Origin of the sequence: Micromonospora sp. HUAS YX12 (assembly GCF_040215685.1) — a bacterium.
GTDB classification, from domain to species: domain Bacteria; phylum Actinomycetota; class Actinomycetes; order Mycobacteriales; family Micromonosporaceae; genus Micromonospora; species Micromonospora tulbaghiae.
Map to the genome: position 1 here is coordinate 6,083,724 of NZ_CP157974.1, position 18,841 is coordinate 6,102,564.

Consider the following 18,841-nt stretch of genomic DNA (forward strand, 5'->3'; position numbering starts at 1 on the left):
CCCGGTCATCCCGCGGCCAGGTCGAGCAGGAAGGTCGGGTGGTCCGGCTGCGGGCACGGGTCACCCCGATGGCCGAGCCGCTCGTAGAACGGCGCCGCCCGCTCGTGGTGGGCCTGCCATTCCAGGTGCCGGGCCCGCCCGCCGGCCCAGCGGCGGACCGCGGTGAACAACGAACCGCCGACCCCGTCCCGGCGGCGGTCCGCCCGGACGTACAGGTCGTGCAGGCGTACGGTGCGGTGCGCGTCGCCGGAACGCAGGTGCGGACCCTGGTCCTGGGCGGCGGCGTACCCGATCAGCCCGCCCGCGTCGGTGGCGCCGAGCAGCGCCCAGCGGGGGTCGGCCAGCAGCGCGGCGAACCGGAGCCGGTGGGCCTCCGGCGGATCGTCGCTCACGCCCATGTCCCGCAGCATCGGCCACAGCTGCGGCCAGTCCGGTACGCGCAGGTCCCGCACGGTGATCGGCATCGGTCCAGGATGCGGGGCGGGACAGCGGGGCGGCGACCCGGTTTCGCGCCATCTGCGGCTGCCCTGACGATCGGGGCCGAGCCGAAGCAAGCTGGTAAAAGCGCAGGTCAGAGCCATTCTGGCCACCCGAAGACGTGCGGCCGGAGCGGCAGCCGAGCATGTCGAAGGAGATCCCCATGGCCGCACCCGTCGTCCGTTCCGTGACCGCCGACCAGACCGTCCTGCTGCCCGGGCAGTCGACCACCGTACGGGTCGACGCCTTCCACCCCGACTCGCGGCTGCTGACGCTCGCCGGCCGGGTCAGCGACCCCACCGGCGTCACCTGGGACAGCCCGGTCCGGGTGGATCTGAGCGTCCCGCTGACGGTCCAGCTCGCCAGCGCCTCGCCGGGGGTGACCATCGCACCGAGCGGCGCCGATCCGGGCCGCTTCACAGTCACCGTGCTGGCCGGCCGGGGCACGGTGACGCTGACCGCGACGGCGCGTGACGGCGCCGGCCGCACCGGCACGGGCACCACCACGCTGACCGTGCCGCTGCTGGTCGGGATGAGCGCCGAGAAGGGCGCCCGGACGCAGCGCGCGGTGGCCGACTACCCGGGCATCCGCTACATGCGCGACTTCGGCACGGACGGCCCGGACGCGGACGCGCTGCCGGAGCTGCCCGCGCTGAACGCCGGCAAGTTCGCCGACGCGCCCTCGGCCGTCATGCACGTCAGCTGGAAGGACGACGTCGAGCAGCTGGCCGGCTGGCTCGACGGCGTGAACCGCCCGATCTACCTGACCTGGTACCACGAGCCGATGGGCGACGTGACCCCGGCCACGTACCGGGCGACGGCGAGCCGGGTGACGCAGATCCTGGCGGCGCACCGCAACCGGCGGTGGGTGCTCGGGCACGGGCCGATCGTGACCCGCTACTGGCTCGACGAGGGGCGCGGCAACCCGGCCGACTGGGGTTACCCGGGCATGACCCACTACGGCGTGGACTGCTACTCCCGGGACACCGCCGCGTACTGGCCCGCGTCCCGGATGTTCGGCGTGGCCTTCGGCAAGGTGCGCGCCGCGTACCCGGGCATCCGGCTGCTGGTGCCCGAGTACGGGCTGAGCCGTACCGCCGCGGACACCACCGGCGCGGGCCGGGCGCGGACCATCCGCGAGCACGTCACCTGGCTGCGCCAGCAGAACGACGTGGACGCGATCGCGTACTGGAACAACTGGGCCGAGTTCGAGCTGGGCGACCCGCCGCCCGAGGCCACGGCCTGGCGCGATCTCCAGGTGGGCCCGGCATAGACTGGGCTCATGAGGTGGAGCCGGTGACCAGCGGGAGCGTGTCGCACCCGGGCTACACCCATGGCTGTCTCGCCTACGACGACCCGGCCGCGCTGCGCGCGCTGGCGGTCGAGCAGGTAAGCGCCGGTATCGCCGCCGGTGAGCAGGTCTGGGTGATCTGTCCGGAGGATCGCGCCACCGTCACCGGCTGGCTCGCCTCGGTCCCGGGGGTCGCCGCCGCGCGCCGGCGGGACGCGCTACGGCTTGTTCCCGTCGGCGAGGCGTACCGCCACGACGAGGTCGTCGACCCGGAGCGGCAGGTCCGGGCGTACGTGCGGGCCACCACCGAGGCGCTGACCGCCGGACACACCGGCCTGCGGGTGCTGGCCGAGGCGACCAGCCTGGTCCGCACCCCGGCCCAGCGGGACGCCTTCGCCCGCTACGAGCACCGGATCGACCACTGGATGCGGCACCGCCCGATGTCGGCGGTCTGCGCCTACGACCGCCGGCAACTGGGCGACGCGGCGATCGCCGAGCTGGCCTGCCTGCACCCGGAGACCAACGCCGGCGTGCTGTTCCGGCTGCACGCCGGCGGCGGCGACTCGGTGGTGGCGCTGGCCGGCGAGCTGGACCCGTCCAACCACCGGGACTTCGCCGCCGCGCTGGAGCGGGCCGACCCGCGGCCGGTGGCGGGCCGGCTCGTGTTCGACGCCGCCGAGCTGCGTTTCGTCGACCACCGCAGCCTGCTGCACCTGCGGGACCACGCCCGCCGGCACGACGCCGTCGCGGTGCTGCGCACGCCGAACCGCGCCCCGGCCTGGCTGGCCGGCCTGCTCGGTCTGTCCGAGGTACGGGTGGAGGTCGTCCGATGAGGAGCGGCGCGGCCTCCGGCCACGTGGGCTACTTCCACGAGGCGTTCGTCTACGACTCCGACGAGGAGTTGCTGGCGGTGGCGCTGCCGTTCCTGCTGGACGGGATCGCGGCCGGCGAGCCGACGGCGGTGAACCTGGACGAGCGCAACGCCGAGCTGGTGCGCCGGGCGCTGCCGCCGGGTGCCGAGGTCACGTTCCTGCCGGTCGGCGGCGCCAACGCCCGGCCCAGCGTCGCGCTGCGCTCCTACCGGGAGCTGCTCGCGTCGTACGTGGCGGCGGGGGCGGCGCAGATCCGGCTGGTCGGCGAACTGCCGCCGGTGCTGCTCGGCGCGACCTGGGACTGGTGGGCGCGTTACGAGTCGGCGATCAACCACGCCTACGACGAATTCCCGCTCTGGGGCATCTGCGCCTACGACCGCCGGGGCACGCCCGCGCACGTGCTCGCCGACGTGGCGCGCACCCATCCGCTGGTGGCGCGGCCGGACGGCGGGCACGAGGCGGCGGGTCTCTACACCGAGCCGACGAGCTACCTGACCGAGTTCCGGCCGGCGCCCGCCGACCCGGTGCAGCGGACCGCGCCGCTCGTCGAGCTGATCGACCCGACGCCGGCTCGCGCCCGCGCCGAGGTGCGCGCCGCCGACCGTGGCCTGTTGCCGCCCGACGGCCTCGACGGCCTGGTCATCGCCGTCAGCGAGGTGGTGAGCAACGCGCTGCGCCACGGTGAGCCGCCGGTGTGCCTGCGGTTGTGGCGCGCGCCGGACCGGATCGTGGTGACCGTCCACGATCGGGGCACCGGCCCCAAGGATCCGTACGCCGGGCTGCTGCCGGTGGGCGACGGTTCCGACGGCGGGCTGGGCCTGTGGATCAGCCACCAGAGTTGCGACCACGTGACGTACCACCGGGACGCCGGCGGCTTCACCATCCGCCTGACGGCGGGGAACCCGCACTTCCCGGTCTGACCGCGCCGCCGGTCGGCGGGCAGGGGGCGGGGCGGGGCGAGCCCCGCGCCCGGACGCGGTACCGTAGCGCCTCATCGTGCCCTGCGGGGCGGTCATCCGCCGGCCTGGCGCTGGCGAACCGACGGAGGATGGCGCATGTCCAACGGTGCCGAGCCGTTCGCATCCCACGACGACCTGTCCGCGCGACCGCGGTTCGATCCCGCGTTGCGCGGCTACGACAAACGTCAGGTGGACCGGTACGTCGAGCAGATCGACGCCGAGGTCAGCGCGCTGACCGCCGCGCGGGACCGGGCGTACGCGCAGGTGCGTGACCTGACCGCGCAGGTGCAGCGGGCGCAGGCCGAGACGGTGGAGCTGCGCGACCGTCCGGCGGCGGTGGACCGGGCGTCCTTCCGCGACCTCGGCCCGATGGTCGACCAGATCCTGGACCTGGCCGAGAAGCAGGCCGGCCAGATCACCGACGTGGCCACCCGGCGCGCGGAGGAGCTCCATGGGCAGGCGGAGAAGCTGCTCGCCGCGGCGCAGGAGCAGGCCGCGCGGGAGCGGCGGGAGCTGGACGAGGAGCTGTCCGCCCGCCGGGCCGAGCAGGAGCGGGTGGACGAGGAGCGGCGGGCCGCCGCGCAGGCGGAGCTGACCGCCGTGCGGGAGCTGGCGGAGAAGCTGCGCGTCGAGGGCCAGGCCGCGCACGACCGGGCCCAGCAGGAGGCGAAGCGGATCAGCGAGCAGAGCACGCAGCAGGTCGAGCAGGCGCGCTCGGCGTCCGAGGCGCTGGTGAAGGCCGCCCGGACGCAGATCCAGCAGGAGGTCCAGGCCAACCGCAGCAAGGCCCAGCAGGAGCTGGCCCAGTGGCAGGCCACGATGGCCAAGGAACTGGACGAGCGGCGGGCCGCCGCCGAGCAGGAGCTGGCCGACCGGGCCGCCGCCGCGGAGAAGGACATCGCCGCGCTGGTCGCCGAGGCGCAGCAGTACGCCACCGAGGTCCGGGAGCGGGCCGACGAGGAGACGGCGGCGCACCAGGAGCAGCTCGCCGGCGTGCAGCGGGAGATCCAGCAGCGGCAGGAGACGCTGACCCAGCTCAAGGCGGAGCTGGAGACGGTCGGCCGGCAGCTGGAGGACACCCGCCGGGAGATCGCCACCATCGAGCGGACCGGCGCGGATCTGGAGGAGCGGCTGGTCGACGTACGCCGGGAGCTGACCACGGAGAGCAAGCGGCTCGACGAGGCGCGGCGCGCGGCGGACCTGGCCGAGCAGCACGCCAAGGAGACCCGGGCCCGGGTACAGCGGGAGGCCAAGCGGGTCGCCGACCTGGCCGCGGCGGCGGTCATGGCGGCCGCGGCGGGCGGCGGGGAGACCGCCGAGTACCCGCAGGTGGCGGCGCGCCCGCCGATCACCGTGCCGGCCGAGGTGACGCCCCGGGCCGTGGACGGGCGGACCGAGCCGGACGCGATCGAGCCGGACCGGTCGGAGCCGCCCGCGGTGGAGCCGATCGTCGAGCGGCTGGACGGGCCGAGCTTCGACGCGTTCGCGGTCCGCACGCCGGCTCCGCGCGGTGTGCCCGAGGCGGAGACCACGGGTACCGACAACGGCGTACCGGCCACCGCCTGAGACTTCGGCGCCGCCGGTCCGGGCCGGGCCGGCGGCGCCGCACCTTGCTCATCGACCTTGCTCTATGCAAATATTTGGATCGATCTGCTGGTGCATCTCGATCTTCATTCGGGGGTTGACGGGTATGCGGAAGATTTCTTCGATCGGCGCCGCCGTCGTCCTGACCGTCGCCTCGGCGGGCGCCGTGGTGGCCGGTACGGCCGGACCGGCGAGCGCCGGGTGCAGCCACTCGCACTCCAACGTGGACAGCAAGTTCGGTCAGCTGTTCAACGCCACGAACGTCAACATCCGTACCGGCCCGCACACCACCTGCGCCTCCCTGGGCTACGGGCAGCTCAGTCACACGGTCGACTTCCACTGCTTCGCCAGCGGCGACCGGGTCAGCGCGAACGGCCACACCACCTACACGTGGACGTACCTGCGGGACGTCACCACCGGTGTCTCCGGCTGGGTCGCCGACGCGCTGCTGGACAACCTCGGCGGCAACGTCGCCTGCTGACCGGGACCACCGGGAGGCCCTCCGGCGGGCAGAATGACCGGGCATGACCGGCCTGCACCCGCCCGTCGAGCCGTACGCCACCCACCGCGTCCCGGTCGGTGACGGCCACGTCCTGTACGTCGAGGAGGTCGGCCGGCCGGACGGCGTGCCGGTGGTGTTCCTGCACGGCGGGCCCGGCGGCGGCCTGGTGCCGGCGGCCCGCCGGTTCTTCGACCCCGCGCGCCACCGGGCCGTGCTGTTCGACCAGCGCGGCGCCGGCCGCAGCGCCCCGCACGGCGAGGTGCGCGCCAACACCACCTGGCATCTGGTCGCCGACCTGGAGACGATCCGACAGCGGCTGGGCATCGGCTCCTGGCTGGTGTTCGGCGGCTCGTGGGGCACCACGCTCGGCCTGGCGTACGCCCAGACGCACCCGGAGCGGGTGACCGGCCTGGTCCTGCGCGGCGTGCTGCTGCTGCGGCGCGCCGAGCGGGACTGGTTCTACCAGGGCGGGCTGCGCCATCTCCAGCCCGAGGAGTGGGAGCGGTTCGTCGCGCCGATCCCGCCCGGCGAGCGCGACGACGTGCTGGCCGCGTACCACAGGCGGCTGCACGGCCCGGACGAGGCGCGGGCCCGGGAGTACGCGCGGGCCTGGGGGCGGTGGGAGGCGGTCAACTCGTCGCTGCGGCCCGACCCGGAACTGCTCGCCCACTTCACCGCCGACGAGCACGCGCTGCCGGTCGCCCGGATCCTGTCGCACTACGCGGTGCACGGCGGCTTCCTCGCCGAGGGCCAGTTGCTCGACGGCGTGGACCGGATCCGGCATCTGCCCGCCGTGATCGTCAACGGCCGCTACGACCTGTGCTGCCCGCCGGTGTCCGCGTACGACCTGGCCCGCCGGTGGCCGGAGGCGACGCTGCGGATCGTGCCGGACGCCGGGCACTCCGCCGCCGAGCCGGGCGTGACCCGGGAGGTGCTGCGCGCCCTGGACGAGATGACCGCGAGGGCCAGCTGACCGGCGCCGGCCACCACCGGTCCGCGGCTGGTCATCAACGACCGCCGCTGGCAGGATCGGCCGGGTGACGGGTGCGCTGTACGCGGTCAGTGACCTCCACGTGTCGTACGCGGAGAACCGCGCGGTGGTGGACGGCCTGCGGCCGGAGACGGCGGACGACTGGCTGATCGTGGCCGGCGACGTCGGCGAGGTCTTCGCCGACGTGGAACGGACGCTGCGGCTGCTGCGCGACCGGTTCGCGCGGGTGGTGTGGGCGCCGGGCAACCACGAGTTGTGGACCCACCCCAACGACCCGGTGACGCTGCGCGGGGCGGCCCGGTACGACGCGCTGGTGGCGATGTGCCGCGAGCTGGGCGTGCTGACCCCGGAGGACGACTACCCGGTCTGGCGGGGCGCGGGCGGGCCGGTCACCGTGGCGCCGCTGTTCCTGCTCTACGACTACTCGTTCCGCGCCCCCGGCACCACGACCAAGGAGGAGTCGCTGCGCGCGGCGTACGACGCCGGCGTGGTGTGCACCGACGAGATGCTGCTGCACCCCGACCCGTACCCGGACCGGGAGTCCTGGTGCGCGGCCCGGCTGGCCGAGACGCGGCGGCGGCTGGAGGCCACCGACCCGGCGCTGCCCACAGTGCTGGTCAGCCACTGGCCGCTGGTGCGCCGGCCCACCGAGGTGCTCTGGTTCCCGGAGTTCGCGCAGTGGTGCGGCACCGACCGCACCGCCGACTGGCACGTGCGCCACCGCGCCGCCGTCGCCGTCTACGGCCACCTGCACATCCCGCGCACCACGCACTACGACGGGGTGCGGTTCGAGGAGGTGTCGCTGGGCTACCCGCGCGAGTGGCGGCGCCGCGGCGGTGAGCCGGCGCCGATGAGGCGGATCCTCGGATGATCGGGGCGCTGCTGCCGGCCGGGGCGCTGGCCGTCGAGGCGTTCGCCGACGTGCCGGACGAGGCGCCGTACCCGGGCGAGGAGGACCTGGTGTCGCGGGCGGTGGCCGGCCGCCGCCAGGAGTTCGTCACGGCCCGCCGCTGCGCGCGGGAGGCGCTGGCCCGCCTCGGGTACGCCCCTGCGCCGATCCGCCCCGGTCCCCGGCGGGAGCCGGTCTGGCCGGCCGGCGTGGTGGGCAGCATCACCCACTGCACCGGCTACCGGGCGGCGGCGGTGGCCCCGGCCGGGGCGCTGGCCGGGCTGGGCATCGACGCGGAGCCGCACGAGCCGCTGCCCGACGGGGTGGCCGGGGTGGTCCTCACCGCGGGCGAGGCGGAGCGGCTGGCCGGGCTGCGTGACGCCGACCCCGGGACGCACTGGGACCGGCTGCTGTTCAGCGCCAAGGAGTCGGTCTACAAGGCGTGGTACCCGCTGACCGGGCGCTGGCTCGGGTTCGAGGAGGCGGAGCTGACGTTCGACCGGTCCGGCCGGTTCACCGCCCGGATCCTGGTCGACGGCACCCGCACCGACGGCGGCCCGCCGCTTCACGTCCTGGACGGCCGCTGGCTGGTCGCCGGCGGGCTGCTGCTCACCGCCGTGGCCGTGCCGCACCGGCCCTGACCAGAGATACCGCGATTGTTCCGGTTTGCCCGCCCCGACCGGGGGTAGGGCCGAAGGGGCCTGGACATTTCGCTGTAGGAGGACAGGTCCTGATGGAATCCAGCAAGCCCACCCAGATCGTCAAGGGTGTCGTCGAAGCCGCCGTCGAGAAGGTCGGCGACGCGCTGACTCCGGACGTGCCGGGCGCTCCCGGCAGCGCGCCACCGTCACTGGAGGAGCCGACCACGCCGCACGGGCCGCTGCCGCCCAAGGACGAACAGGGCGCGCCGGACACCCGGACCCCGACCGGTGCCGAGACCGGCGTGCCGAAGATCGCCAAGGGGCAGCAGGGCGCGTACCTCACCACCGCCAACGGAGCCCGGCTGCGCGACACCGACCACTCGCTGAAGGCCGGCCCGCGCGGCCCGGTCCTGCTCCAGGACCACCACCTGCGGGAGAAGATCACCCACTTCGACCACGAGCGGATCCCGGAGCGGGTGGTGCACGCCCGGGGCGCGGGCGCGCACGGCACGTTCGTCGCGTACGGCACCGCGGAGGAGGTGACCCGGGCCGGGTTCCTGAAGAAGGGCCGCGAGACGCCGGTCTTCGTCCGCTTCTCCACCGTGCTGGGCTCGCGCGGGTCGGCGGACACGGTCCGCGACACCCGCGGCTTCGCCACCAAGTTCTACACCGACGAGGGCACGTTCGACCTGGTCGCCAACAACATCCCGGTCTTCTTCATCCAGGACGCGATCAAGTTCCCGGACGTCATCCACGCCGGCAAGCCGCACCCGGACCGGGAGATCCCGCAGGCGCAGAGCGCGCACGACACGTTCTGGGACTTCGTCTCCCTGCACACCGAGGCGCAGCACCACACCATCTGGAACATGTCCGACCGGGGCATCCCGCGGTCCTACCGGACCATGGAGGGCTTCGGCGTGCACACGTTCCGCATGGTCGACGAGGCGGGCGCGACGGTGCTGGTCAAGTTCCACTGGAAGCCGAAGCTGGGCGTGCACTCCCTGACCTGGGAGGAGGCTCAGCTCATCGGCGGCATCGACCCGGACTACCACCGCCGCGACCTGTACGACGCGATCGAGGCCGGCGCGTACCCGGAGTGGGAGCTGGGCATCCAGGTCTTCCCGGACACGCCGGAGGAGACGTTCGCCGGGATCGACCTGCTCGACCCGACGAAGATCGTGCCGGAGGAGCTGGCGCCGGTGCAGCCGATCGGCAAGCTCACCCTGAACAAGACGCCGCGCAACTTCTTCGCCGAGACCGAGCAGGTGGCGTTCCACGTCGGGCACCTGCCGCCGGGCATCGACGTGACGAACGACCCGCTGTTGCAGGGCCGCCTCTTCTCGTACGTGGACACGCAGCTCACCCGCCTCGGCGGGCCGAACTTCACCCAGATCCCGATCAACCGGCCGCACGCCGACGTCAACGACATGCTGCGCGACGGCTTCCACCAGCACGCGGTGCACGCGGGCGTGGCGCCGTACCGGCCGAACTCGCTCGACGGCGGCAACCCGTTCCCGGCCGGTGACCGGGAGCACGCGTTCGTGGACACGCCGGTGACGGTGGCGGAGGCGCCGAAGGTGCGCGCGGCGCCGGCCTCCTTCGACGACCACTACAGCCAGGTACGCCTGTTCTGGCAGAGCATGTCGCCGGTGGAGAAGGAGCACATCATCCGGGCGTACACGTTCGAGCTGGGCAAGTGCTACCACCAGGCGATCAAGGAGCGGCAGCTCCAGTGCCTGGCGAACGTCGACGCGGTGCTGTGCGAGCAGGTCGCGATCGGCCTGGGCCTGCCCGTGCCGCAGCCCACCGTGCTGCTCGCGGAGGTGCAGCCCAGCCCGGCGCTGTCCCAGGTGGGCCGGGAGTGGCCGGCCGACGGCCGGATGGTCGGCATCGTGGTCGACGCCCAGGGCGACCTGGGCGACGTGCACGAGGTGAGCCGGGCGGTGTTCGCCGCCGGCATGGTGCCGCTGCTGATCGCCGCGCACGGCGGCACCGTCGACGGGCTGCCGGTGCAGCGCACGTTCGCCACCGGCCGGTCGGTCGAGTTCGACGCGGTGCTGCTGGCCGGCGCGCCGGCACCGGCGCCGGACGCGCTGCCGGCCCGCGATGCCAAGGCCGGCGCGCCGGGCTCCTCCACCGTCGACCCGCGGGTGCTGCTGCTGGTCGAGGAGGCGTGGCGGCACGCCAAGGTGATCGGCGCCTGGGGCGCGGGCGCCGAGGTGCTGCACCAGGCCGGTGTCACCGGCACCCCGGGCGTGGTGACCGGTGGTTCCGGGGCCGAGGTGCTCACGGAGGTGCAGCGGCTGATGGCGGCGCACCGGGTCTGAGAGAGGTTCCCGGCCTCGGTCGCCTGATCTCGTCCCGTGCGTGGGGCGGTCCCGGATCCGGGGCCGCCCCACGCCGTGCGTACGCCGCCGCTCACCGCCCGCAACCCATCGACGGTTGTCGTTGACGCCTTAGTTAATACTCTTTAATATTTGGGCCACCTCGAGGAAGACCCCCCATCCACCCCCGTCCCCCGGGAAGGCCCTCGATGCCCAGACCTCACCTCCGGCGGCGCCTGGCCGCCGGTGCGCTCGCGCTGGCCACCACCGCCGCGACGCTCACCCTCGCCCCGACCGCCGCCGAGGCGGCGGTGCTGCCGAACAACTTCAAGAGCGTCGGCTACATGCCGTCCTGGAGCGGCAACGTCAACACCATCCAGTACGGCAAGCTCACCCACATCAACTACGCGTTCGTGCTGCCCAACGGCGACGGCAGCCTGCGCCCGGTGGAGAACCCGGCCAAGCTCTCCTCGCTCGTGTCGCTCGGGCACGCCAACAACGTCAAGGTCTCCATCGCCGTCGGCGGCTGGAACGACGGCGACGACTCCGCGTTCGAGGCGCTCGCCGCCAACTCCGGCTCGCGCAGCGCGTTCGTCAACAACCTGATCGCCTTCGTCAACCAGTACAACCTCGACGGCGTCGACATGGACTGGGAGTACCCCGACCCGGGCGCCTCGGCGAACAACTACACGCTGCTCATGCAGCAGCTCGGCAGCGCCCTGCACAGCCGGGGCAAGCTGCTCACCGCCGCCGTGGTCTCCGAGGGCTACTACGTCGACGGGGTACCCACCGCCGTCTTCGGCTCGGTGGACTGGCTGAACATCATGGCGTACGACGGCGGCAGCCCGCACGCCAACTACGACTGGTCGATCGCCAGCGTCAACAGGTGGAAGTCGCGCGGCCTGCCCGCCGCCAAGGCGGTGCTGGGGGTGCCCTTCTACAGCCGGCCCGGCTACTACACCTACTCGGCGCTGGTCGGCATGGACCCGGCGAACGCCAACCGGGACTGCACCACAGCCGGCGGCGCGCAGCAGTGCTACAACGGCGTACCGACCGTCAAGCGCAAGACGCAGTGGGCCATGGCGAACGCCGGCGGGATGATGAACTGGGAACTGTCGCAGGACACCACCGGTTCGACCTCGCTGGTCAGCGCGATCTACGACACCGTCACCGGCGGGGGCGACCCGCCGCCGTCCGGGCGTACCGGGCCGATCACCGGCATCGGCGGCGCCTGCGTGGACGTGGCGGCCGCGGGCACCGCGAACGGCACCGCGATCCAGCTCTACGGCTGCAACGGCACCGCCGCGCAGAGCTGGACCGTCGGCGGCGACGGCACGCTGCGGGCCCTGGGCAAGTGCCTGGACGTGACGAGCGCCGGCACCGCGAACGGCACCAGAATCCAGCTCTGGGACTGCAACGGCACCGGCGCTCAGGTCTGGCAGGCGCAGAGCAACGGCACGCTGCGCAACCCGGCATCGGGCCGGTGCCTGGACGCCACCGGCAACAGCTCCGCCAACGGCACCCGGTTGCAGATCTGGGACTGCTTCGGCGGCGCCAACCAGGTCTGGCGGCTGCCGGCCTGATCGAGGCTTCCCCGCCGGGCCGCCCGGCCCGGCGGGGACCGATCTCACCAGCGGTTGCGGGCCTCCTCGGCCCAGCCGACCAGGCCGTCCAGATCCACGCGCTCACCGTCGTCGGTCGCCGCCCAGCCGGTGAAGTGCCCGAAGCACTGGTGCGTCTCCCCGGCCAGCACGAGCAGGTTGGTCCGCGCCACCCGCTCGTGGAACGGGTGGAAGGTGACGTCCACCCGGTCGCCGGTGATCCGCCACGGCCGCAGCCAGTCGGCGCGGTCGTACTCCCAGGTCAGGTCCGCGCCGATCTTGTGCAGCCGCCCGTCGGCGAACACCGCGTTCTCGGTCGAGCCGGTGCCGTCGGTCCACTTGCCGCCGAGCTGGATCGCCCGGCCCGGTCCGCTGCCGGCCGCCCAGTTCCACCGCACCGCGTACCGCCACTTGCCCCGGCCGTGGTCGAGCGCCGCGTACGACCCCTCCCCCACCGGGTACGCCGTGCCGTCCACAGTGAGCGTGCCGTGCACCGGGCGGCCGATGTCCTTGACCGTGTACTGGAACCGGCGGGTGCTCCACGGCACCACGACCCCGAGCGACTCGTGCCCCGGCGGCAGCGGCACGGTCAGGTCCACCTCGACGCCGGGCGCGGTGGCCCGCAGCGTACTGCCGTCCGGGTCCTGATCCACCGCGATGGTCAGGTTCCCGCCCCGGGCCCGGACCGGACCGGCGCCGCTGACCGGCGGCAGCACCGTGCCCCGGGCGAACGGCACCACCGCCTCCGCCGTCGTCTCCCGGCCGGTACGCCGGTCGAGCAGGTAGAGGCTCTGCACCCCGGCGTAGTCCAGCGACGACGCGACCAAGCCGAGGATGTGCGTCGGCGTGACCACACCCCAGTGCTCCCACCGCTTGGCCCGGCCCCAGCCGCGCAGGTTCGCCCGGTGCAGCGGCCGGCGGCTCCAGCCGACCGCGTCCGGGTTCAGCCGCCCGTCCGGCCGGCACAGGTCCACCGGCTCGGTGATCTCCCGCTCATGCGTCATCGCCGCAGGCTACCGACGACGGCGCGGGCCCGGCGGGCGGCCTGGGCGGCCGTTCCCGCCGGGCCGTCGCGTCAGCGTCCCTGCTTGGCGCGGCAGATCTCCACCGGCACCGCCGGGGCGCCGTCGACCGGAGCCGGATCCTCCGGGGTGGGCGCGATGCCGCCGGCCGAGATCCGGTCCAGCGTGGCCAGCCCGGCCGCGTCGACCTGGCCGAACACCGTGTAGTTCGGGCGCAGCGCCGAGTCGGCCTGGACCAGGAAGAACTGGCTGCCGTTGGTGTCCGGGCCGGCGTTGGCCATGGCGAGCGTGCCACGCGCGTACAGGCGGCGTACGCCCGTCGGGTCGGTCGGCGCGGGCGGCAGGTCGGTGGGCAGCTCGTCGCGGTAGCGGTAGCCCGGGCCGCCCTCGCCGGTGCCGGACGGGTCTCCGCACTGGAGGACAGTCAGCGTCGGGTACGCGGTGAGCCGGTGGCAGTGCGTCCGGTCGTAGAAGCGCTTCCGGACCAGGTGCAGGAAGCTCTGCACGGTGCACGGCGCCTGCTCGCGGTCCAGCGTCAGCCCGATCGGTCCCTGGTTGGTGCGCAGCGTGACCCGCACGGTGCCCCGGTCCGGCGTCCGGCGCGGGTCCGGCGGCAGCGGCACCGGACGGGCGGCCGGCTCGTCCGGCGTGGGCGTGTACGCGCACGGCCCCTTGGTCGGCGCGGGATCGGCGGCCGGCGCCGCGGTCGCGGCGACACCTGCGGCGGCGACGATCGTCGCGGCGGCCACGCTCACCCCGGCGAGGCGGGCCAGCAGGGGTAAGGCGGCGCGCGTTCGGGTTTCGCTCGACACGGTGGTCCTCCCTGGACTCGTGGTACCAGAACGACCGGAGTCTATGGATCGGGTGGGACGATGTCGACGCGCACGCGTCACGGGTCGAAAGTCGGTTGCCGCCCGGGGCCGCCTCCGGGAGGGTGAGCGGATGACGTTCTGACGGATCGCACCCCAGCCCGCAGGCTCTCCTCTCCGCCTGCCGTTCCCCGCCTCTCTTTCCGCAGAAACGAGCGTCTGTGTCCGCGTACCCCTCCGGGCGGGCCGTCGTGCCCGCCACCGTCTCCGTCTTCTCCTCCCCCGGCAGCTGGATCGAGTCCGCCGCGCTCGACCAGTGCCGCCAGGTCGCCGCCCTGGACGGCATGACGCACGTCGCCGCCATGCCGGACCTGCACCCCGGCAAGGGCGCACCGATCGGCGCCGCGATGTCCTCGACGGTGCTCTACCCGTTCCTGGTCGGCTCCGACATCGGCTGCGGCATCGCGGTCTTCCCGATCGCGCTGCGCCGGGTCGTACCCGAACGGCTCGCGGCCCGGTTCCCCGACCTGGACCGGGCGCTCGACCCGGACGCCGACGACCCGGCGTGGTCGGTGCTGGACGGCGAGATCCCGGCCGGTCACCTCGACGGGCTCGGCACGGTCGGGCGCGGCAACCACTTCGTCGAGCTGGCCCGCGTCGGGCCGGTCCTCGCGGCGGAGCACGCCGCGCGGCTCGGGCTGGACGCCGGCGACCTGGTGCTCGTGGTGCACTCCGGGTCGCGCGGGCTGGGCGAACGGATCCTGCGCGAGCACACCGAGACGCACGGCGCCGGACCCGCGCCCGACCCGGACGCCTACCTGGCCCGGCACGACGCCGCGGTGCGGTGGGGTTCGCTCAACCGGCGGCTGCTGGCCGCGCGGGTCGCGTACGCACTCGGCGCCGAACCCACCGAGCCGGTCGTCGACCAGTGCCACAACCTGGTCGAGATCCGCGACGGGCGCTACCTGCACCGCAAGGGCGCGGCGCCGGGCGACGGCCGGGACGTGCTGATCGCCGGCACCCGTGGTACGCCCTCCTACCTGGTGGCGGCGCACGCCGGGCCGGAGGCCGGCTACTCGGTGGCGCACGGCGCCGGGCGCAAGATGTCCCGCGCCGACGCGCTGCGCCGGGGCCGGGCCAAGCACACCGTCGAGGAGCTGCGCCGTACGCCGGTCGGCTCGATCGTGGTGTGCGGTGACCGGCAGTTGCTGTTCGAGGAGGCGCCCACGGCGTACAAGCGCATCGAGCAGGTGATCGGCGACCTGGTGGCGCACGACCTCGCCACGCCGGTCACCACAACGGTTCCGCTGGTCACCTACAAGACGCCCGACGCAGGCCGCCGCGACGAGCGCCGGAAGGGCCGCCGGTGACCGAGCTGCTGCTGTCCGCCGGGCGCGGACCGGCCGAGTGCGCGTGGGCGCTGGCCCGGCTGCTGTCCCGCCTGGAGGGCGAGGCGGCCCGGCGGGGCCTGCGTACCGACCGGGCCGAGACGGTGCCCGGCGACCGGGCGGGCACCTACCGGTCGGTGCTGGTCCGGATCACCGGCGCCGGGGCGGAGGCGTTCGCGGCCGGGTGGACCGGCACGCTCTGCTGGCAGGCGCCCAGCCCGTACCGCACCGGCCACGGACGGAAGAACTGGTACGTCACCGCGCGGACGTGCCGGACCGGCGTGGTGGTCACGCCGTTCGACGAGGCCGACGTCGAGTTCGTGCCGTGCCGCACCGGCGGGCCGGGCGGCCAGCACCGCAACAAGGCCAGCACCGCCGTCCGCGCCACGCACCGCCCGTCGGGCCGGACCGTGGTGGTCGACACCGAACGGCACCTGCACCTCAACCGCCGTATCGCGGTCGAGCTGCTGCGGCAGCGGATCGCCGCCGACGACGAGGCGGCCCGGCGCGCGGGTGTCGACGCCCGCTGGCGGGTCCACGACGAGCTGGTCCGCGGCGACCCGGTACGGGTGGAGCGGCCGTAGGGCGGGCCGGGCCGTGACCCGTGCCCGCCCGGGCTCAGCCGACGAAGACGCAGAACGGGTGGCCGGCCGGGTCGGCGTACACCCGTAGCGGCTCGTCCGGGTCGTCGGCCCGGTCGAGTAGCAGCCGCCCGCCGAGCGCGAGCACCCGGTCGTGCTGCCGGTCCAGCTCGCCCACGGACGGCACGGTCAGGTCGAGGTGCAGTTGCTGCGGCACCTCCCCCTCCGGCCAGTTCGCCTCCGGCAGCCGGTCGACCTGCTGGAAGGCCAGTTGCGGTACGTCCTGCGCGGTGCGCAGCACCAGCCAGTCCCGCCCGCGCTCGTCCGGTTCCCCGGCCGCCGGGGGCTCGTCGCCGGGCCGGTAGACCAGGCCCAGCAGTACGCGGTAGAACTCGGCCAGGGTGCGCGCGTCGGTGCAGTCCAGCACCACCTGGCACAGCCGTAGACCCGGTCCGTCGGTCACCATGACGTTCTCCTGCCCGCGCGGGGCCCGGCCCAATCCGGTGCGTCAGCGGCCCCGGCTACGGTGGGGCGCGGCGCGGGCGGCCGGCGCCCGGCGCAGTGAGGGAGGCAACGGATGCGCCTGCACGTCGGGTGTGCGATGTGGACGCACAAGTCCTGGTCCGGCCGCTTCCTGCCGCACCCGCTGCCCGCGCACGAGCGGCTGCGCGCGTACGCCGGGTGGTGCGACGCCGTGGAGGGCAACACCACGTTCTACGCGACCCCGGCCTGGGAGACGGTGGCGTCCTGGGCCGAGCAGACCGATCCGGGCTTCCGTTTCCTGCCGAAGCTGCCGAAGGTGGTCACGCACGAGCGCCGGCTCACCGGCGGTGAGGCGGAACTGCGGGCGTTCCTGCACGCGATGGAGCCGCTCGGTCCCCGGGCGGACGCGCTCTGGATCCAGTTGCCCGGCTCGTTCGGCCCCGGTGACGTGCCCGACCTCGACCGGTTCCTGCGCGCGCTGCCCACCACCCACAGGTACGCCGTCGAGGTCCGGCACCCCGCCTTCTTCACCGAGGCCGGTGCGGTACGCGCGCTGGAGGCCACGCTCCACCGGGCCGGCGCCGAGTGGATCCCGTTCGACACCACAGCGTTCTTCCGGGCGCCGCCGACGAGCGACGCGGAGCGGGAGGCGTGGACGCGCAAGCCGCGCCTGCCGCTGCGTACCGGGGCACTGACCGACCGGCCGATCGTGCGCTACCTGGGCCGCGACGACCCGGCCCGCACCGTCGAGGGCTGGCAGCCGTGGCTGGACGTGGTCACCGGCTGGCTGCGGGAGGGCCGGTCGCCGACGGTGTTCGTGCACACGCCGGACAACGCGGACGCGCCCGAGCTGGCCCGCCGCTTCCACGACCAGGTCCGCGAGCGGATGCCCGGGCTCGCGCCGCTGCCGGAGCCGGAGCCGGTCGGCCCGGCCACGCTGTTCTGAGCGCCGGGCGGGATCGCCGGCTCCGGACGCCCCCCTCCCCCTCTCCCCCCGGGTGATCAAGGAGTTTGCGGACGGACGCCCGCCGCAGCCGGAAACAATCTCCTCGATCACCGGCGTCCCGAGGCCAGCCGTCAGAGCCGATACCCCCCGTGGCCGCCCGTAGACCTTGGTACGGAACGGCCCCTATGGGGGCACTTTCGTTCCAAGATCTACAGGCACGGGGCGCTCGTCGGCGATCTTGCGCTTTCTGCCCGGTCAGACGGGACATTCACGACATCGACAGGGCCGCAAGTGCAAGATCGCGGAGAGCGGAGAGCGGAGAGCGGAGAGCGGGGAGGCGGGGAGGGCGGTTCGGCGGGCGGGCGGGGTGGGTGTGAGGATCAGGGGCATGCGTGCGGTGGTGTTCGAGCAGTTCGGGGTACGGCCGGAGGTCCGGGAGGTGGACGACCCGGCACCCGCGCCGGACGGCGTGGTCGTCCGGGTGGGCGCGACCGGCCTGTGCCGCAGCGACTGGCACGGCTGGCAGGGCCACGACCCGGACATCCGCCTGCCACACGTACCGGGGCACGAGTTCGCCGGTGTCGTCGTGGCGGCCGGCGCGGACGTACGCGGGTGGCGGCCCGGCGACCGGGTGACCGCGCCGTTCGTCTGCGCGTGCGGGCGGTGCCCGTCCTGCCTGGCCGGCGACCAGCAGGTCTGCGAGCGGCAGACCCAGCCGGGCTTCACCGGATGGGGCTCGTTCGCCGAGCTGGTCGCGGTGCGGCACGCCGACGTCAACCTGGTCCGGCTGCCGGACGAGCTGGACGAGGCGGCCGCCGCCGCGCTCGGCTGCCGGTTCGCCACCGCGTTCCGGGCCGTCGTCGCGCAGGGCCGGGTGGCGGCGGGCGAGTGGGTGGCCGTGCACGGCTGCGGCGGCGTCGGCCTGTCCGCGGTCATGGTCGCGGCGGCGAGCGGGGCGCGGGTGGTGGCGGTGGACGTCTCGCCCGGCGCGCTGGAGCTGGCCCGCCGCAGCGGCGCCGCGGTCTGCGTGGACGCGAGCGCGCTCGGCGGTCCCGGCGAGGTGGCCGCCGCGATCCGGGAGGCCACCGGCGGTGGCGCCCACCTGTCGCTGGACGCGCTCGGCAGTCACGCCACCTGTGTGGCGTCGATCGAGGGCCTGCGCCGGCGCGGCCGGCACGTGCAGGTCGGGCTGCTGCCCGCCGCGCAGGGCCGGCCCGCGCTGCCGATGGACCTGGTGATCGCGTACGAGCTGGAGCTGCGGGGCAGCCACGGCATGCCGGCCCACGCCTACCCGGAGATGCTGCGGCTGGTCACCGCCGGCGTGCTGTGCCCGGCCGATCTGGTCACCCGCACCATCGACCTGGCCGCCGCGCCGGACGCGCTGGCCACGATGGACCAGCCGGCCACCGCCGGGATGTGCCTGATCCGTCCCTGAACGGGCACGGGCCGGCCCGGCGCCGGGAGACCCGGCGCGGACCGGC

18 protein-coding genes are annotated in these 18,841 nt (G+C 74.4%); 14 read left to right on the top strand and 4 right to left on the bottom strand.

Going from position 1 to position 18,841, the window contains the following annotated elements; translation table 11 throughout:
* Window positions 1-5 precede the first annotated feature (5 nt).
* On the bottom strand, window positions 6-464 hold the full coding sequence (locus tag ABIH81_RS28840; RefSeq protein WP_349878016.1) for a GNAT family N-acetyltransferase: 459 nt from the start codon (window positions 462-464) through the stop codon (window positions 6-8).
* Window positions 465-640: 176 nt separating this feature from the next.
* On the opposite strand from ABIH81_RS28840, the gene ABIH81_RS28845 reads away from it, so the two are divergent.
* From ABIH81_RS28845 to ABIH81_RS28890, 10 genes are all read left to right on the top strand, one after another.
* A complete protein-coding gene (locus ABIH81_RS28845) occupies window positions 641-1,750 on the top strand; it encodes a hypothetical protein (RefSeq protein ID WP_349878017.1) in 1,110 nt (369 codons plus the stop codon).
* A 23-nt stretch (window positions 1,751-1,773) separates the two neighbouring features.
* Complete coding sequence (locus ABIH81_RS28850; protein ID WP_349878018.1) at window positions 1,774-2,601, top strand: MEDS domain-containing protein; 828 nt, start codon at window positions 1,774-1,776, stop codon at window positions 2,599-2,601.
* Window positions 2,598-3,560: an anti-sigma factor RsbA family regulatory protein gene (locus tag ABIH81_RS28855; protein ID WP_349878019.1), complete on the top strand. Its 963-nt coding sequence runs from the start codon at window positions 2,598-2,600 to the stop codon at window positions 3,558-3,560. Before ABIH81_RS28850 ends, ABIH81_RS28855 begins: the two co-directional genes overlap by 4 nt.
* Window positions 3,561-3,695: 135 nt before the next feature.
* Complete coding sequence (locus ABIH81_RS28860; protein WP_349878020.1) at window positions 3,696-5,165, top strand: hypothetical protein; 1,470 nt, start codon at window positions 3,696-3,698, stop codon at window positions 5,163-5,165.
* 124 nt (window positions 5,166-5,289) lie between these two features.
* A complete protein-coding gene (locus ABIH81_RS28865; protein ID WP_120570752.1) occupies window positions 5,290-5,664 on the top strand; it encodes a hypothetical protein in 375 nt (124 codons plus the stop codon).
* 43 nt (window positions 5,665-5,707) lie between these two features.
* The gene (pip, locus tag ABIH81_RS28870) at window positions 5,708-6,658 is read left to right on the top strand and encodes a prolyl aminopeptidase (protein WP_349878021.1); all 951 of its coding nucleotides are present in this window, start codon (window positions 5,708-5,710) and stop codon (window positions 6,656-6,658) included.
* A 64-nt stretch (window positions 6,659-6,722) separates the two neighbouring features.
* Window positions 6,723-7,547 (top strand): metallophosphoesterase, encoded by an 825-nt coding sequence (locus tag ABIH81_RS28875; protein WP_349878022.1) that lies wholly within the window; start codon window positions 6,723-6,725, stop codon window positions 7,545-7,547.
* The gene (locus tag ABIH81_RS28880; protein ID WP_349878023.1) at window positions 7,544-8,206 is read left to right on the top strand and encodes a 4'-phosphopantetheinyl transferase superfamily protein; all 663 of its coding nucleotides are present in this window, start codon (window positions 7,544-7,546) and stop codon (window positions 8,204-8,206) included. The genes ABIH81_RS28875 and ABIH81_RS28880 overlap by 4 nt, the downstream gene beginning before the upstream one ends.
* A gap of 92 nt (window positions 8,207-8,298) precedes the next feature.
* A complete protein-coding gene (locus ABIH81_RS28885) occupies window positions 8,299-10,533 on the top strand; it encodes a catalase (RefSeq protein ID WP_349878024.1) in 2,235 nt (744 codons plus the stop codon).
* A gap of 206 nt (window positions 10,534-10,739) precedes the next feature.
* Window positions 10,740-12,113: a glycosyl hydrolase family 18 protein gene (locus tag ABIH81_RS28890; RefSeq protein WP_349878025.1), complete on the top strand. Its 1,374-nt coding sequence runs from the start codon at window positions 10,740-10,742 to the stop codon at window positions 12,111-12,113.
* 44 nt (window positions 12,114-12,157) lie between these two features.
* On the opposite strand, the gene ABIH81_RS28895 is transcribed toward ABIH81_RS28890, so the two are convergent.
* Together ABIH81_RS28895 and ABIH81_RS28900 are read right to left on the bottom strand one after the other, a co-directional pair.
* On the bottom strand, window positions 12,158-13,135 hold the full coding sequence (locus ABIH81_RS28895) for a DUF2804 domain-containing protein (RefSeq protein ID WP_349878026.1): 978 nt from the start codon (window positions 13,133-13,135) through the stop codon (window positions 12,158-12,160).
* Between the two features lie 71 nt (window positions 13,136-13,206).
* Complete coding sequence (locus ABIH81_RS28900) at window positions 13,207-13,965, bottom strand: peptidylprolyl isomerase (protein WP_349878027.1); 759 nt, start codon at window positions 13,963-13,965, stop codon at window positions 13,207-13,209.
* A 218-nt stretch (window positions 13,966-14,183) separates the two neighbouring features.
* On the opposite strand from ABIH81_RS28900, the gene ABIH81_RS28905 reads away from it, so the two are divergent.
* Complete coding sequence (locus ABIH81_RS28905) at window positions 14,184-15,332, top strand: RNA ligase RtcB family protein (RefSeq protein WP_349878028.1); 1,149 nt, start codon at window positions 14,184-14,186, stop codon at window positions 15,330-15,332.
* On the top strand, window positions 15,329-15,934 hold the full coding sequence (gene prfH, locus ABIH81_RS28910; RefSeq protein ID WP_349878029.1) for a peptide chain release factor H: 606 nt from the start codon (window positions 15,329-15,331) through the stop codon (window positions 15,932-15,934). The genes ABIH81_RS28905 and prfH overlap by 4 nt, the downstream gene beginning before the upstream one ends.
* A gap of 34 nt (window positions 15,935-15,968) precedes the next feature.
* On the opposite strand, the gene ABIH81_RS28915 is transcribed toward prfH, so the two are convergent.
* A complete protein-coding gene (locus ABIH81_RS28915) occupies window positions 15,969-16,397 on the bottom strand; it encodes a VOC family protein (protein ID WP_349878030.1) in 429 nt (142 codons plus the stop codon).
* 135 nt (window positions 16,398-16,532) lie between these two features.
* Here ABIH81_RS28915 and ABIH81_RS28920 point away from each other — a divergent pair, with 135 nt between their 5' ends.
* Both ABIH81_RS28920 and ABIH81_RS28925 read left to right on the top strand, forming a co-directional pair.
* Window positions 16,533-17,360: a DUF72 domain-containing protein gene (locus tag ABIH81_RS28920; protein ID WP_349881235.1), complete on the top strand. Its 828-nt coding sequence runs from the start codon at window positions 16,533-16,535 to the stop codon at window positions 17,358-17,360.
* Window positions 17,361-17,748: 388 nt separating this feature from the next.
* Complete coding sequence (locus tag ABIH81_RS28925) at window positions 17,749-18,795, top strand: zinc-dependent alcohol dehydrogenase family protein (RefSeq protein WP_349878031.1); 1,047 nt, start codon at window positions 17,749-17,751, stop codon at window positions 18,793-18,795.
* Window positions 18,796-18,841: the final 46 nt, after the last annotated feature.

Coding starts and splice junctions, on each gene's coding strand:
- ABIH81_RS28840 (WP_349878016.1), bottom strand. CDS start 464: ATGCCGATCACCGTGCGGGACCTGCGCGTACCGGACTGGCCGCAGCTG.
- ABIH81_RS28845 (WP_349878017.1), top strand. CDS start 641: ATGGCCGCACCCGTCGTCCGTTCCGTGACCGCCGACCAGACCGTCCTG.
- ABIH81_RS28855 (WP_349878019.1), top strand. CDS start 2,598: ATGAGGAGCGGCGCGGCCTCCGGCCACGTGGGCTACTTCCACGAGGCG.
- ABIH81_RS28860 (WP_349878020.1), top strand. CDS start 3,696: ATGTCCAACGGTGCCGAGCCGTTCGCATCCCACGACGACCTGTCCGCG.
- ABIH81_RS28865 (WP_120570752.1), top strand. CDS start 5,290: ATGCGGAAGATTTCTTCGATCGGCGCCGCCGTCGTCCTGACCGTCGCC.
- pip (WP_349878021.1), top strand. CDS start 5,708: ATGACCGGCCTGCACCCGCCCGTCGAGCCGTACGCCACCCACCGCGTC.
- ABIH81_RS28880 (WP_349878023.1), top strand. CDS start 7,544: ATGATCGGGGCGCTGCTGCCGGCCGGGGCGCTGGCCGTCGAGGCGTTC.
- ABIH81_RS28885 (WP_349878024.1), top strand. CDS start 8,299: ATGGAATCCAGCAAGCCCACCCAGATCGTCAAGGGTGTCGTCGAAGCC.
- ABIH81_RS28890 (WP_349878025.1), top strand. CDS start 10,740: ATGCCCAGACCTCACCTCCGGCGGCGCCTGGCCGCCGGTGCGCTCGCG.
- ABIH81_RS28895 (WP_349878026.1), bottom strand. CDS start 13,135: ATGACGCATGAGCGGGAGATCACCGAGCCGGTGGACCTGTGCCGGCCG.
- ABIH81_RS28915 (WP_349878030.1), bottom strand. CDS start 16,397: ATGGTGACCGACGGACCGGGTCTACGGCTGTGCCAGGTGGTGCTGGAC.
- ABIH81_RS28920 (WP_349881235.1), top strand. CDS start 16,533: ATGTGGACGCACAAGTCCTGGTCCGGCCGCTTCCTGCCGCACCCGCTG.
- ABIH81_RS28925 (WP_349878031.1), top strand. CDS start 17,749: ATGCGTGCGGTGGTGTTCGAGCAGTTCGGGGTACGGCCGGAGGTCCGG.